This is a genomic window from Streptococcus mitis, assembly GCF_001074635.1.
Taxonomy (GTDB): Bacteria; Bacillota; Bacilli; order Lactobacillales; family Streptococcaceae; genus Streptococcus; species Streptococcus mitis_E.
Genome location: NZ_JUQO01000003.1, coordinates 1 through 14,089, shown reverse-complemented (window position 1 = coordinate 14,089; position 14,089 = coordinate 1). Strand labels below are relative to the sequence as shown.

At 41.4% G+C, this 14,089-nt stretch carries 15 protein-coding genes; all 15 read right to left on the bottom strand.

Going from position 1 to position 14,089, the window contains the following annotated elements; translation table 11 throughout:
- Positions 1-80: 80 nt before the first annotated feature.
- The 15 genes from rpmB to ADI58_RS00010 all read right to left on the bottom strand — a co-directional run bounded on the left by rpmB (position 81) and on the right by ADI58_RS00010 (position 13,935).
- Positions 81-269, bottom strand: a complete 189-nt coding sequence (gene rpmB / locus ADI58_RS00080; RefSeq protein WP_001140948.1) for a 50S ribosomal protein L28 — start codon at positions 267-269, stop codon at positions 81-83.
- Between the two features lie 105 nt (positions 270-374).
- Positions 375-1,049, bottom strand: coding sequence for a LiaF transmembrane domain-containing protein (locus ADI58_RS00075; protein WP_049520998.1), 675 nt, complete (start codon positions 1,047-1,049; stop codon positions 375-377).
- 4 nt (positions 1,050-1,053) lie between these two features.
- Positions 1,054-1,500 (bottom strand): LytTR family DNA-binding domain-containing protein, encoded by a 447-nt coding sequence (locus ADI58_RS00070; protein WP_049520997.1) that lies wholly within the window; start codon positions 1,498-1,500, stop codon positions 1,054-1,056.
- 113 nt (positions 1,501-1,613) lie between these two features.
- The gene (locus ADI58_RS00065) at positions 1,614-2,117 is read right to left on the bottom strand and encodes a phosphatase PAP2 family protein (protein WP_049520996.1); all 504 of its coding nucleotides are present in this window, start codon (positions 2,115-2,117) and stop codon (positions 1,614-1,616) included.
- Between the two features lie 94 nt (positions 2,118-2,211).
- Entirely contained in the window at positions 2,212-3,972 is a 1,761-nt protein-coding gene (locus ADI58_RS00060; protein WP_049520995.1) for an ABC transporter ATP-binding protein, read from the bottom strand.
- Positions 3,962-5,731: an ABC transporter ATP-binding protein gene (locus tag ADI58_RS00055; protein WP_049520994.1), complete on the bottom strand. Its 1,770-nt coding sequence runs from the start codon at positions 5,729-5,731 to the stop codon at positions 3,962-3,964. The genes ADI58_RS00060 and ADI58_RS00055 overlap by 11 nt, the downstream gene beginning before the upstream one ends.
- A complete protein-coding gene (locus ADI58_RS00050) occupies positions 5,706-6,176 on the bottom strand; it encodes a MarR family winged helix-turn-helix transcriptional regulator (protein ID WP_049520993.1) in 471 nt (156 codons plus the stop codon). Before ADI58_RS00050 ends, ADI58_RS00055 begins: the two co-directional genes overlap by 26 nt.
- A gap of 178 nt (positions 6,177-6,354) precedes the next feature.
- Positions 6,355-7,071 (bottom strand): YebC/PmpR family DNA-binding transcriptional regulator, encoded by a 717-nt coding sequence (locus ADI58_RS00045; RefSeq protein WP_000532877.1) that lies wholly within the window; start codon positions 7,069-7,071, stop codon positions 6,355-6,357.
- 96 nt (positions 7,072-7,167) lie between these two features.
- Positions 7,168-8,538 (bottom strand): MATE family efflux transporter, encoded by a 1,371-nt coding sequence (locus ADI58_RS00040; RefSeq protein WP_049520992.1) that lies wholly within the window; start codon positions 8,536-8,538, stop codon positions 7,168-7,170.
- A gap of 114 nt (positions 8,539-8,652) precedes the next feature.
- Positions 8,653-9,819: a recombinase RecA gene (recA, locus tag ADI58_RS00035; protein WP_049520991.1), complete on the bottom strand. Its 1,167-nt coding sequence runs from the start codon at positions 9,817-9,819 to the stop codon at positions 8,653-8,655.
- 54 nt (positions 9,820-9,873) lie between these two features.
- Positions 9,874-11,130 (bottom strand): competence/damage-inducible protein A, encoded by a 1,257-nt coding sequence (locus ADI58_RS00030; RefSeq protein WP_049520990.1) that lies wholly within the window; start codon positions 11,128-11,130, stop codon positions 9,874-9,876.
- Between the two features lie 88 nt (positions 11,131-11,218).
- The gene (gene lytR / locus ADI58_RS00025) at positions 11,219-12,271 is read right to left on the bottom strand and encodes a glycopolymer--peptidoglycan transferase LytR (protein ID WP_049520989.1); all 1,053 of its coding nucleotides are present in this window, start codon (positions 12,269-12,271) and stop codon (positions 11,219-11,221) included.
- Between the two features lie 7 nt (positions 12,272-12,278).
- Positions 12,279-12,797: a GNAT family N-acetyltransferase gene (locus ADI58_RS00020; RefSeq protein WP_049520988.1), complete on the bottom strand. Its 519-nt coding sequence runs from the start codon at positions 12,795-12,797 to the stop codon at positions 12,279-12,281.
- Positions 12,787-13,230 carry a tRNA (adenosine(37)-N6)-threonylcarbamoyltransferase complex ATPase subunit type 1 TsaE gene (gene tsaE / locus ADI58_RS00015; protein WP_000288238.1) on the bottom strand — a complete coding sequence of 148 codons (444 nt, stop codon included), beginning with the start codon at positions 13,228-13,230 and terminating at the stop codon, positions 12,787-12,789. The genes ADI58_RS00020 and tsaE overlap by 11 nt, the downstream gene beginning before the upstream one ends.
- Positions 13,231-13,314: 84 nt before the next feature.
- The gene (locus tag ADI58_RS00010; protein WP_049520987.1) at positions 13,315-13,935 is read right to left on the bottom strand and encodes a hypothetical protein; all 621 of its coding nucleotides are present in this window, start codon (positions 13,933-13,935) and stop codon (positions 13,315-13,317) included.
- Between the last annotated feature and the right edge of the window lie 154 nt (positions 13,936-14,089).

The following is a 14,089-nucleotide window of genomic DNA, read 5'->3' as shown; positions in this document are numbered from 1 at the left end:
AAAAAGAAACCCAAATACAGAACTGTATTTGAATTTCTTAACTTAATGACATTGACCCTAAGGTCTCCTTACTTTTATTATTAAACGCGTTCAACTTTACCTGATTTCAAAGCACGAGCTGAAGCCCAAACTTTTTTAGGTTTACCATCGATAAGAACAGTAACTTTTTGAAGGTTTGGTTTTACGGCACGTTTTGTTTGGTTCATTGCGTGTGAACGGTTGTTTCCTGATACAGTCTTACGACCTGTAAAGTAACATACTTTAGCCATTGTGTTTTCCTCCTATTAGATCTAATATAGCGGATGTGCTAGCACCACATACCGTACTATGTTATCACACTTTCTTCATTTTTGCAAGGGAATTGGAAGATTTTTTTATTTAACGTAGACAATTCCCAACTTCCCAAAAGCCACATCTCCACGGATAATCAAGGTTTTGCTGGTTGGGGCTAGAGGAGTATCTGCCTTGGCTACGCCACAGAAAGTTTCTACCTTTAAATCAACTCCCCAATGTTGAGGAACATAGATAACTGCATTCCCAAAACCGACTTCTATCTTCAAGGTTGCGGTATCTCCTAAAATCTCTGCATTGTCATAATATATCTTGGCATTGCCAAAACCAACTTCTACTTGATCTTCTACCAATTCTTGCTCTTGCTTGTAGAAAGTCCCACTTCCAAAAGCAACTTCCTTATCTGTCAGAATGGTCTTTTCACCATCATACCACCATTTTTTCCCATTCCAAGTTCTGTTAGAATGAGTGAGTGCGCTGACACCCATTACGATTAAAATACTTGCCCAGAACAATGACTGATTGGGAATTGGTAAAATGCCATAAAAGTGGTTAGCAATCATGAGGGCCACTAGAGCTGTAAAAGAGGCTGAAGTTAAGTGACGACGCAACAAAGCTCCAACTGATTGATAGGCAAAAAATGCAATACCAAGCAAGGGCCAAATTTGCCCACCGAATGAAGGGATTCCAAAATTCCCTTGTAATAATATTAAAGCCGCCAAAATAAGCAACACAATACCAAATGCTTTCTTTTTCATGTTCTTACCTCATGTTTCTTAGATTTTCTTTTAGGAGGGATTGGTAATATCGTGAGACATGAACCTCCTTGTGAGTCTGATAGAAGGAAATGGTGCCCGTTCCTGAAAAGGACTTGTCCACCGAGTAAACTTGCCGAATATTAGCAATGGTCGATTTGGATACTCGACTGAAATAACGGGGCAGGATAGACTCCAACTCATAAAGCTTGAGCCGAACTTCGTAAGCATCTTTCTGGGTATGGGCATAAATCTTGCTACCTTCCGTCTCAAAGAAGAGAATTTCCGACAAATCCAGATAATATTCACCTGTTCCCTTGTAAAAAATCAACCTAGGAGACTTGGACTCTTGCAAGAGGCGCTGTAAATCCGCGATCTCATCTGTCAAAGCCGCTGCCTTGATGACAATTTCAGTTTCCTCTAAATTGCTGTCAATTTCGATTCGTAACTTCATTCCATCTCCTTTCTGACTCTACTATATCAAAGGAAAAATAGGAAAACAAGAGCAAAAAAGCAAGTGGTTACTTTAGACCCGTAAGTGGTTGTAAGGCTACCTTAACTGACAAGTCAAAATAGAAAGAAAATCACACCCCACACAAGACCACAAATATAGCCAACCACTACATCCTTGGGATAATGCACGCCACCTAAGACTCTCACGAGACCGAGGAGGGCTGACAAGACCAACAAGATAACCCCTACAGATAAACTAGCATGTAAGCAAGCCATGGAGATAATGGTTGCAGAAAAGACATGACGACTGGGCATAGACTGACCAGGACTATCTCTGTCAAGCAAGGGGTTAATATCCCATTCCTCATAAGGCCTAGGGGCATTGATTTTCTTACGAAGAAAGGACAAAATCACAAAACCTGACGCAGGGATAAACACATAGACACAGACCTGTTTCCCAAGTCCTTCTTGGAGATAGGTAATTACTAACAAGGTTAGATAGACTATAGGTATAACTACTGTCATCAACCGATTGAAAACTCTTAACAATCTCAGAAAGACAGGCTTATTTTCAATCTTACCAGCAATATGCTTATACCATTCTTGATAATTTTTCATATATTTTCTCATCACTTACTCAAATTTTGCTTATAGGGAAGCACTTGTCTTCTAGTATAGTGCAGAAAAAGAAGGCCGTCAAGCCTTCTTAGATTTATTCTTCTGCTTCGTCTTCTGTAAACTGACTGTTGTAGAGGTCAGCGTAGAAACCAGCTTGCGCCATTAGCTCGTCATGATTGCCTTGCTCGATGATATTGCCATCTTTCATGACAAGAATCAGATCAGCATTACGAATGGTTGACAAGCGGTGGGCGATGACAAAGGAAGTCCTTCCCTCCATCAAACGGTCCATGGCTTTCTGGATCAATTCCTCTGTACGGGTATCAACAGAAGAAGTCGCCTCATCTAGGATTAGGAGCGGTGCATCTTTCAGCAAAGCACGAGCAATGGTCAAGAGTTGTTTTTGCCCGACAGACAAGGTCACTGTGTCGTCCAAGACTGTATCGTAACCATCTGGTAGGGTCATAATAAAGTGGTGAATCCCTACAGCCTTGCTGGCTTCAATCACGCGCTCATCACTAATACCCTCTTGGTTATAGATGAGATTATCTCGGATAGTACCTTCAAAGAGCCAAGTATCCTGCAAGACCATTGAAAAGGCATCGTGTACTTCCGAACGCTTCATCTCCTTGGTATCCACACCATCGATACGGATACTTCCCTTATCAAGCTCATAGAACTTCATCAAAAGATTGACAATGGTTGTCTTCCCAGCTCCGGTCGGTCCGACAATGGCAACCTTTTGACCTGCATGAGCGGTCGCAGAAAAATCATGGATAATGGTTCGCTCTGGTGTATAACCAAAGGAGACTCGATCAAAGACTACTTGACCTTTCATATCGCTCAATTGTCTTTCTATATGGGATTCATCTTCCATTTCCTCTTCAGCTAGGAATTCGAAGACACGTCCCATGGCTGCACTAGCCTGCTGAAGACTAGTAATCCCTTGGGCAATTTGTGAAAGAGGCTGAGAAAAGATACGAACGTAGGCCATAAAGGCAACGATAATCCCGATACTGATGTGTCCATTTAAAGCCAAGGCTGCACCAACGATAATCACCAAGGCATAGCTAAAGTTCCCAATAAACATCATAATCGGCATCATAATCCCTGAAATAAACTGAGATTTCCAGATACTATCATACAGACGATGGTTTAATTTCGCAAACTCTTCTTTCGTACTCTCGATAGCATTGTAACTGGTCACCACATTATGGCCAGAGTACATTTCCTCCACATAGCCATTGACAGCTGCCAAATCCTGTTGCTGACTCTTAAAGAAGCCCTGCGATTTGCCCATAAAGACGGACACGAAAACAAAACCAATAAGGGTTGAAACAACCGTCACCAAGGCTAAAATCCAGTTCATCCCAAACATGGTTACCAAGACTGCTAAGACCAATAAACTAGATGAAAGAACTGTTCCCAGACTTTGATTGAGGGACTGGGCTGCAGTGTCAACATCATTGGTTACACGAGACAAGGTATCTCCTTGAGAATGTCCATCAAAATATCCTAATGGAAGGCGATTGATTTTCTCTGCAATAGCTCTTCTCAAACGCTCTGAAAAACGTTGAATGGCTGTTGTAAACAGAAAGGCCTGTAAATAATTTGATAGAAGTCCGATCACATAAATCACGGCCAAAAAACCACCAATAGCTGCAACCGCTGCGACATCCACACTTGTTTCCAGACCACTGGCAATAATATTAGTCATTTCCTTGATGCGAGTCGGCCCATAAACAGTAATGATATTGGATACGATTGTTGCTAGAAAGGCTATCAGAAGGGCAAACTGGAGGCCTGCAAGATAGGGTTTACTCTGTTTCCAGAGAGACATTTTCTTATTTTCCATGTTCCAATTCCTCCTTCGATAGTTGTGAATAGGCAATTTCTTGGTAAACTTCGTTATTAGCTAGAAGTTCCTTATGAGTGCCTTGCCCCACGACTTTTCCTTGATCCAAGACTAAAATCAAATCTGCATCCATAATGGTTGAAATACGTTGTGCAACGATAAGTTTGGTCATAGATTTTGTTTTCTCTGCTAACTCTTGGCGTAGGACACGGTCTGTCTTGTAGTCCAAGGCTGAGAAGGAGTCATCAAAGATGAGGATTTCTGGTTTCCGAGCCAAGGCACGCGCAATTGCCAGACGCTGTCTTTGACCACCTGAGAAGTTAGTTCCTCCTTGGGCCACTTCTGACGCTAAGCCCGCTTCCTTGTCTTCGATAAAGTTCTTAGACTGGGCTAACTCCAAAGCCTGCCACATAGCCTGCTCACTAAGTGGTGTTTCTTGACTCTGTCCAAATTCTAGATTGCCCTTGACATCACCTGAAAAGAGAACCGCTTTCTGAGGAATATAACCAACCTTGTTGCGCAAATCTTCTAAGGAATAGTCTTGAACATTGACACCGTCCACCAGAATTTCTCCTTCTGACACGTCGTAGAAACGTGGAATCAGATTGACCAGAGTTGATTTACCAGAACCTGTTGACCCAATAAAGGCCACTGTTTGACCAGTTTCTGCTCTAAAGCTAACATTCTCAATAACCGCCTCCGAATTTACCGCATAGCGGAAGGTCACATCCTTAAACTCGACCTGAGCTTTGAGGTTTTCATCAGCCAGCTGCACTTGAGCAGGGTTTTGGATAGAAGAATGCAAATCTAAAACTTGATTAATCCGCTTAGCAGATACCATAGTTCGGGGAAGAACGATGAAGAGTGCTCCCATGAGAAGGAAGCCCATGACAACCTGCATGGCATAAGACATGAAAACAATCATGTCACTAAAGAGAGGCAGACGCGCTATCGGAGCAGCGTCGTTAATCACATAGGCCCCAATCCAGTAAATCGCCACACTCAAACCACTTGAAATCCCCATCATGATAGGGTTTAAAATAGCCATAAGACGGTTGACAAACAAATTCAAGCGTGTCAATTCATCATTTGCTGATGCAAATTTTTCATTTTGGTATTCTTCAGCATTGTAGGCGCGAACGACACGAATACCTGTTAAACTCTCACGAGTGATACTGTTCAGCTTATCTGTCAGCCCCTGAATCAAGGACTGTTTTGGAAAGGCTAGCGTCATCAAAACAGTCGTCATCAGGACGTTGACAATCACTGCCACAAGTACGGCCCAGAGCCAGTATTCTGAATGACCTAAAATCTTCCCAATAGCCCAGATAGCCATAATTGGACCACGCGTAACCACTTGCAAGCCCATGGTAATCAACATTTGAACTTGAGTAATGTCATTGGTGGTACGAGTTAGGAGACTGGGAATAGAGAATTTCTTAATCTCTGTCTGCGAGTAATCCAAAACTCGGTTAAAAATATCACTTCTCAGCCTACTAGTATAAGAAGCTGCCACTCGAGATGCAAAAAATCCAACTGCAACTACGGACAAGAAGGCAAGAAAGGACATTCCCACCATCATGCTTGCCGGCTGCCACAACTCATCTAAATTAGTTCCTTGACTACCTAGCAAATCCGTAATTTTCGAGATATAGGTTGGCACTTCCAACTCCAGATAGACCGAAAAGCAAGTAAAGAGAATGGCAAGTAAAATCATCCCCCATTCTTTTCTACTAATTCGTTTGGCTAATTTCTTCATTCTCTCCTCCTATTCCCTTGATATTTTCCTGTAGTTGACCGAGAACTTTCTCAAAAATCAGTAATTCATCTTCATCAATGTCTTCCATCAACTGCTTGTCTATTCGTTCAAAAAAAGACTTAACCTGTTGCATCTGAGAACGTGCTTTGTCCGTCAAACGAACAAATTTTGCCCGCTTATCGCTAGGACTCGCCTCCAATTCCACCAAACCATTTTGCACCATACGCTTGACCAAATTACTAGCAACAGACTTGGTAATATTGAGTTCCTGCTCGATATCTTTAATCAAGACCAAGTCTTGGTTTTTCTCACAATTATCCAAAAAACGCACAACCTGACCTTGCGGCCCACCCATAAATTCAATGCCGCAACGTCTGGCTTCCTTTTGCACCATCAGGTGAATCTGATGACCAAAACGCTTAAAGACTAACATCGGTTTATCCATACTAACTCCTTTCTAACCATCACATTTAGTTCTCCTAGGAACTAAATAAGTTTCCATGGGAACTATTTTACCATTTTCAGAAAAGATGTCAAGAAAAAAAGTTTCCAAGAGAACTATTTTCTTGATTCAAAAAATCCCAAGTGATTTTTTCACTTAGGATCATGTTCTCTAGGTTAAATTAGAACCCGTCTACGTTTGTGTAGATTTTTTGTACGTCTTCGTCGTCTTCAAGGACGCTGTAAAGTTTTTCAAAGGTTTCAAGGTCATCGCCTGACAATTCCACTTCTGATTGAGGAATCATTTCCAATTCAGTCACTTGGAATTCTTCGATACCTGACTCACGAAGGGCAACGATAGCCTTATGAAGGTCAGTTGGAGCTGTGTAAACTGTGATTGTACCTTCTTCTGCTTCTACGTCATCCACATCCACATCTGCTTCTAGCAATTGCTCAAAGACCGCGTCCGCATCTTCTCCAGCAAATACGATAACACCCTTGTTGTCAAAGAGGTATGAAACCGAACCTGAAGCACCCATGTTTCCGCCGTTTTTACCAAAGGCTGCACGGACATTGGCCGCTGTACGGTTAACGTTTGAAGTCAAGGTATCAACAATCAACATAGAACCATTTGGTCCAAAACCTTCGTAACGTCCTTCTGTAAAGGTTTCATCTGTGTTTCCTTTTGCTTTATCAATCGCTTTATCGATAACGTGTTTTGGCACTTGGGCTTGTTTAGCACGGTCGATAACGAATTTCAAAGCTGAGTTTGATTCTGGATCTGGATCACCTTTTTTAGCTGCTACATAGATTTCTACACCAAATTTTGCATATACTTTAGAGTTAGCTCCATCTTTAGCCGTTTTCTTGGCTACGATATTGGCCCATTTACGTCCCATTAGGAATCTCCTTTTTTCACATTTTAATCTTTCTTATTATAACACAAGTTTTTTCGATTTTCACTAGAGGAAATAGATTTTATTCAGTAAATCCAACTATGATAGCACTTTGCTTGCCAAGATTGCCTTGCCTTCTTTTATCAAGGGGTGACGGAACAGTGAGAAGTACAGCTGAATGGTCATGGCAACCCAGATTAGGGGTTCGCAAAGAATAACTCCCTTATAGCCTGCCCAAGGGATAATCAAGACCACAAAAGCGATTTTCCCGATTAGTTCGATAAAGCTAGAAACCAGAGGAAGGATCTTTTGCCCCAAGCCCTGCAAGCAATTGCGATAAATCAACAAGAGGCTCAAAATGGGATAAAAGGCTGAGCTGATTTGCAGATAGAGACTTCCATTTTCTACCAAATAACCATCTGTCGAACTAGCCAAGAAGGAAACCAAGGCTGGACTGGCAAAAAAGAGGAAGACACAAACAAAAATTGCCCAGGATATACTTAAACGACTGCCGATTCGAAGTCCTTGAACAATGCGGTCTGGTCGCTTAGCTCCTAGATTCTGAGAAGCAAAGGTCGTCATTGATGCAGAAATAGCGGTCATAGGAAGAAGGGCGAAGGCCATAATGCGTCGAGCCGCCGTCTGGGCACTAATAATTACGGCACCAAAGGTATTAACAGAAGACTGTAAAATCACACTGCCGATCGATACAATTGAACTCATCAAACCCATAGCCAAACCTTGCTCCAAGAGATCGGCGTATAAGGCCTTGTCCCATTTGAAATGCTTGAGTTGAGGCAAAAGTTCTGGCACACTCTTACGGATATAATAAAAGCAGAGAATCGCTGATAAACCTTGCGAAATGATGGTAGCAAGTCCTGCAGATTGAACTCCCAGTTGCAATTGCGTAATGAAATACAAATCCAAAACCACATTGACCAAGGCAGAAAAAATCAAAAATCCAAGGGCAGCTAGACTGTCCCCAATAGACCGCAACAAGCCTGCAAAAAGATTATAAGCAAAGCTGACACCAACACAAGTCACAATCATAGAAATATATTGATAGGACTGGGGAAGGATTTCTGCAGGAGTATCTAAATATTGCAAGAGTGGATACAAGCCAAGAAAGCCCAGCAACATAACTACAATACTCAAAAGCGCACCTAAAATCCAGGTGGCTGCTACTGCCTCCTTGATTTTAGTGAAATTCCGAGCCCCATAATAGCGAGCAATGACAATTCCCATGCCATTGCCAACACCAAGAGTAAAACCTACAATCAGGTCAAAAATCGCTGTCGTCGCTCCTACTGCAGCCAAGGATTCTTGACCCAGAAATCGTCCAACAATCAAGACATCAGCAGTATTATAGAGCTGTTGAAAAATATTTGATAGCAAGGTTGGGAAGGCGAAGCTTAAGAGCGAGGGAAGAATCGGACCATGTATCAGGTCCACTGTTCGTTTTTTATTCATAAGGCTATTATATCAGCTTTCTAGTGGAGCAACAAGAAACAGCAAACTATAGTCAATCTGAAATCTTGAACAAAAAACCGAAAAAGCAGTGGATTTCTCCACTACTTTAACAGCTTATTCTTCAATTTCGATTTCAAGCTCATCGCCTAGATCAAGAGTTACTTCTTCATTCACAGAATCTGCTTGAACTGCTTCATCTTTTTGAGTTTCAACACCTTCTACAGAAGCTTCTTCTCCATCAACCAAACCAAATTGAACACGGACTTGATGGTCAATTTCATCAAAGATTTCTGGGTTATCTGCCAAGTATTTCTTAGCATTTTCAGAACCTTGCCCGATTTTCTCATCCTTGTAAGAGTACCAAGCCCCTGCTTTTTTGATGATATCCAAATCGCTTGCGATTTTCAAGAGTTCACCAGTCTTAGAAATCCCTTCTCCGTACATGATTTCAACGAAGGCTTCCTTAAATGGTGGAGCTACCTTGTTTTTCACAACCTTGATTTTAGTTTCTTTACCGACATTGGTATCTTTTTGGTCACCAGTTCCCTTGATTTGCGTGCTTCCACGAACATCCAAACGGACTGATGCGTAGAATTTCAGAGCACGTCCACCAGGTGTTGTTTCTGGATTTCCAAACATCACTCCAACTTTTTCACGCAATTGGTTGATAAAGATGGCAATTGTTTTGGTTTTATTGATAGAAGCACCAAGTTTACGCATAGCCTGGCTCATCATACGAGCCTGCAAACCAACGTGGCTATCTCCGATATCTCCATCAATTTCTGCACGAGGTACAAGTGCCGCAACTGAGTCGACTACGACAAGATCCACGGCTCCTGAGTCAATCAATTTTCCTGCAATCTCAAGACCTTGCTCTCCTGAGTCTGGTTGTGACAAGAGCAATTCGTCAATATTGACACCAAGGGCCGCAGCATAAGCTGGATCAAGGGCATGTTCCGCATCGATAAAGGCTGCAATCCCACCTTCCTTTTGCGCTTGTGCAACTGCATGAAGGGCAACCGTCGTCTTACCAGATGACTCTGGTCCGTAGATTTCGATGATACGTCCCTTAGGATAACCACCTGAACCAAGGGCGATGTCAAGAGCCAAAGAACCTGAGCTCATCACTTGCACCTTTTGCTCGGCACGTTCACCCAAACGCATGATTGATCCTTTACCAAAGTCTTTCTCAATCAGTTTAAGAGCGTCATTCAAGGCTTTTTCACGTTCTGCCCCAAATTTTTTTGAAATTTCATCTAATTTTTTTGGTTTTTTCGCCATTCTATTCTCCTACATTCTAATGGTCCTCAGACCTATCTACTATTATATCAAAAGTTAGTCACTTAATAAAGCCTTGCGAACTAGGTTAAAGGCATGCATAACCGCAATGTGACGTACATCTGCTCGACTTCTGCCTCCAATATTCACCTTGATAACCTCAGTTCCTTGCTCCTGTGCCAAGCCTATGAAGACTGTCCCAGCTGGGTGCCCTTCTAGGCTATCTGGTCCTGCCACTCCAGTCAAACTAAGGCCAAAATCTGACTGGGTCTTGCTTCGCGCCTGCTCAGCCATCTTCTGAGCTGTAAATTCAGACACCACACCGTGTTCTTCCAAATCCTTGGCAGGAATATCCAACATCTTTGATTTTTCCTCCAAGCTATAGGTCACAAAACCACCCTTAAATATACTTGAAGCTCCTGAAAAATCAGCTACCCTAGCTTGGAAAAGCCCTGCCGTCAAACTCTCAGCAGCCGTGATGGTTTTCCCTTGCCTTTTCAGTTCTTCTACCACAATGCTAGCTAAACTAGTTTCTTCCCCATAACCATAACAAAGGTCTCGTAAAGAAAGGCCTTCAAAAGTCTTGCGATTCAAGATTTGATTTTCCAAGATATCCAGCGCCTGATTTGCCTCTTCTTGACTGCTAGCCTTTGTTGACAGACGCAAGGTTACCTCTCCTGTCTTGGCATAAGGTGCCAAGGTCGGATCGGTTTGATTATCAATCAAATCAGACAAAATCGTAACCAACTGACTTTCGCCAATTCCAAAGAAACGAAGAACTCGGGAATACAGCTTGCTCCCTGTCATCAACTTGGGTAGAAGTTGATTTAAGACCATAGGCTTCAATTCACTTGGTGGACCTGGAAGGACGACGTAGGTCACTCCTTCGACTTCCAATATTCCTCCCACAGCCAGTCCTGTTTCGTTTGGCAGTGGAGTCGCTCCTTCTACAATTTGAGCTTGTCTTTCGTTATTCGGTGTTCGGGCATAGTCTGGTCGCTGGGCAAAAAAGACATCCAACTTCTCCTGAGCCTGAGGATCGAAGACTAATTCTTTCCCTAAAAATTTAGCCAGAGTTTGTTTGGTCAAATCGTCCTCAGTTGGCCCCAAACCGCCTGTCAAAATCGCCAGACTACTACGTTGACTGGCAATCTCAAGCAAAGACAAGAGACGAGCTTCATTGTCTCCTACAGCCGTCTGAAAATAAACATCTACTCCAATCTCTGCTAGTTTTTCCGACAAAAACTGAGCATTGGTATTGACAATCTGTCCTGTCAAAATTTCTGTTCCAACAGCAATGATTTCTGCTTTCATGTTTCCTCCTACCTATCTATTCGTATTTTTTTGAAAAAATCGCAGGAAATTTCCCACGATTAATTTTTTATTTGTATTAAAAAACGAACTATTCTACTTCATTTGTTACAAAGACACCTTGTTGTTGATTCTCCCCATCACCAACAGGCACCCGTCCAAACAAATCTTCAAATAAGACAACATTTGTTTCCAGCTGAGTGACTTCTTCTTGTCCCAAAGAACGTCGCAATATATTCTGCATTTCCAACATATGCTCTCTCGAAACAATCTGGTAAGAAATACCTTGCAACATCTCTCCTTCGCCCTTCAATTGTTGAGATTCAATGGTTTTAAATGAATCTTTATAGCCCAACAAGCTTGGAATGCTTGTCGCAGATAAGTCAATATTAGTCTGCATATTAGTACTTAGGGCTTTTAAAATAGATTGGTAGTGACTGACACTATTCAAACTAAGAACTTTTTCAACAACTTTTTGAATGACTTCACGCTGGCGCTTTTGACGACCATAGTCTCCTTCTGGATCTTGATAACGCATGCGTGAATAAACAAGCGCTTCTTCTCCATTTATTGTCTGCTCTCCAACACCGATAGAAATGGTGTTAAATTCTTCTTGGTCACTGATAGAAATCGGGAAACCTAGTGTATTATTGACCGTAATACCTCCCACTGCATCGACCAATTGTTGCAATCCTTGCATATTAACCATAATGTAGCGATCGATATGGATATTCATCATCTTTTGAATTGTTTCTATAGCAAGTTCTGCTCCACCACCAGCATAGGCAGCGTTTAGTTTCGCTTCTTCAATACTACCATCTTTATGTTGAATTTTAGTCAGGATATCACGTTCCAAACTCAGCATCATGGTCTTCTTAGTATGTGGATTGACAGTCAAGAGAATCATAGAATCACTATTTCCAGCCCACTGATCTGTACGCTCTACATTCCCAGTATCAACTCCCATTAACAGAATGGTCAAAGGCTCTGTTGCTTCAATAACCTTGGTTTCTTCTCCTATTTTTTTATAGGTCTTTGATAAGGTTTGTGTGCCTTGCTGATAAATAGTATACGCAAAAACACCGACACCTAAAACTGTCACAGCTAGAAAAGCTAGCACCATTCCAATAATTTTTTTAACCATATTTCTACTAATCTATCAGTTTACCCATCAAGTAAACATCGATAAATTTCCCTTCTTCTATATATGCTCCACGCTCTTGGCGACCTTCAATGACAAAGCCATGCTTTTGATAAAGATGAACTGCTGCTTGATTACGAGTTTGGACAGTCAGTTGGAGACGACGCAGAATGCCGCTTGCTTGTGCCCACTCTATCGCTTCTTCTAGCAACAAACTTCCCAGTCCATTATTCCAATATCTTTTTCCAATCACAATGAAGAGATCTCCAATATGACGGACTCTCTTACGCTGGTCAGCTGTAATATTTACAATACCAGCAATTTTATCATTTAAGAATGCAAGTAAGGTTATCTGATTATCCGAACTAGCTTGCTTGTTGAGGAATATTTCCATCTCCTCACTGGTCAAGAGAATACCATCTCCGTCTAAGCTGGTAAAATCTGTCTCCAAACTCACACGATTTAAAAAGGCCACTAATTCAGCTGCATCTTTAGGCTCTGCTTCCCTAATGAGCAATTCATACTCCATGTTGAAGCTCCTCTAACAATTTCTCAGCACGCAACCCCTTTGCCTGGAAATTTAAACGGCGTCCATCTGCTTCTTTTAAAATTTCCAATTCTAAATAAGTATCTGGCAAGGCATCTCCTAAGAGATTTCCCCACTCGATAACAGTCACTCCGCCACCAAAGAGAAACTCATCCAAGTCGATAGAATCCGCATCTCCTTCAATACGATAAACATCTAGGTGGTAAAGCGGAAGACGACCTTCATACTCTCTTACGATAGTGTAGGTTGGACTTTTAATCATTTGAGAAATCTGTAAACCTTTAGCAAGTCCTTTAGTAAAGGTCGTTTTACCTGCGCCCAGTTCTCCAGTTAAGATTAAAACATCATTCTTTTCTAATAGATGACCCAAACGCTCCCCTAAGGCTTGCAACTCTTCTTCATTTTTTGTGTACATATTCTTATTATACCAAAAACTTTTCTTTTGTGTCTATTTTCCTGCTAAACTTACCATCATAACATCCATAAAAACAAGCTTTCTCTAAAAGAAAATGAGCGTAGCAATGACCAATACAAGATCTCGGAAAATATGACCATAAAAGGAAACTTCCTTTTTAACAGAATTCGGGACAAGATAGGCTGCAAAAAACAAGCCCAGTCCAATATACATCAGAAGTGAGACAATGGTCATTGGATTTCTTAAGAAGAGAAGTGTTGCTAAAATAGTCACCAACACTGTCTTTTTTCTATCTAGCATAGCAAGCAAATCACGCATGTATTTTTTCAAGGGTAAAAAAATCAGCAAATCTAGTCCAAATAGGAAAAAGAAGGATGGCAATAAAAAGTCAACTAATTCTTGCTGCAGCGTATTTTTGATGAACAAGTTATCTGACAAGACAAGAACAGCTCCTAACAAATTAATTAAGAGCAGGATACTGTAAAAAAGCTTCACTGACTGCTTACTGGCTAGGACACTATGGACTTCTTGCTTACGGGTATAAAGATAATTTACTCCAGCACAGATTCCTGAAACGAAGACCATACTTCCGATGAAAAAAGCTGTACTTTGTTTAAAGGACAAGATGCATTCTTTCCATAGGAAACAACTACTCAAACTGATTTGAATTAAAGCTAACAAAAATAAGATTCTCATTGATTTCATCTTTTCTCTCCCTTCCTACCAATCATTATACTCGGAGAAAAGAGAGAACTGTTTCTAATCTTCTCAAATGTCTTTTTAAGACGCTAAACAAACACGAAAGGCTAATACTCAATGAAAATCAAAGAGCAAACTAGGAAGCTAGCCGCAGGTTGCT

What these genes read in the sequence shown, in the direction of transcription:
- rpmB (WP_001140948.1), bottom strand. Translation starts at nt 269, where the DNA reads ATGGCTAAAGTATGTTACTTTACAGGTCGTAAGACTGTATCAGGAAAC.
- ADI58_RS00040 (WP_049520992.1), bottom strand. Translation starts at nt 8,538, where the DNA reads ATGAATAAAAAACGAACAGTGGACCTGATACATGGTCCGATTCTTCCC.
- ADI58_RS00030 (WP_049520990.1), bottom strand. Translation starts at nt 11,130, where the DNA reads ATGAAAGCAGAAATCATTGCTGTTGGAACAGAAATTTTGACAGGACAG.
- lytR (WP_049520989.1), bottom strand. Translation starts at nt 12,271, where the DNA reads ATGGTTAAAAAAATTATTGGAATGGTGCTAGCTTTTCTAGCTGTGACA.
- ADI58_RS00045 (WP_000532877.1), bottom strand. Translation starts at nt 7,071, where the DNA reads ATGGGACGTAAATGGGCCAATATCGTAGCCAAGAAAACGGCTAAAGAT.
- tsaE (WP_000288238.1), bottom strand. Translation starts at nt 13,230, where the DNA reads ATGTACACAAAAAATGAAGAAGAGTTGCAAGCCTTAGGGGAGCGTTTG.
- ADI58_RS00050 (WP_049520993.1), bottom strand. Translation starts at nt 6,176, where the DNA reads ATGGATAAACCGATGTTAGTCTTTAAGCGTTTTGGTCATCAGATTCAC.
- ADI58_RS00070 (WP_049520997.1), bottom strand. Translation starts at nt 1,500, where the DNA reads ATGAAGTTACGAATCGAAATTGACAGCAATTTAGAGGAAACTGAAATT.
- recA (WP_049520991.1), bottom strand. Translation starts at nt 9,819, where the DNA reads ATGGCGAAAAAACCAAAAAAATTAGATGAAATTTCAAAAAAATTTGGG.
- ADI58_RS00020 (WP_049520988.1), bottom strand. Translation starts at nt 12,797, where the DNA reads ATGGAGTATGAATTGCTCATTAGGGAAGCAGAGCCTAAAGATGCAGCT.
- ADI58_RS00010 (WP_049520987.1), bottom strand. Translation starts at nt 13,935, where the DNA reads ATGAAATCAATGAGAATCTTATTTTTGTTAGCTTTAATTCAAATCAGT.
- ADI58_RS00075 (WP_049520998.1), bottom strand. Translation starts at nt 1,049, where the DNA reads ATGAAAAAGAAAGCATTTGGTATTGTGTTGCTTATTTTGGCGGCTTTA.
- ADI58_RS00060 (WP_049520995.1), bottom strand. Translation starts at nt 3,972, where the DNA reads ATGGAAAATAAGAAAATGTCTCTCTGGAAACAGAGTAAACCCTATCTT.
- ADI58_RS00065 (WP_049520996.1), bottom strand. Translation starts at nt 2,117, where the DNA reads ATGAAAAATTATCAAGAATGGTATAAGCATATTGCTGGTAAGATTGAA.
- ADI58_RS00055 (WP_049520994.1), bottom strand. Translation starts at nt 5,731, where the DNA reads ATGAAGAAATTAGCCAAACGAATTAGTAGAAAAGAATGGGGGATGATT.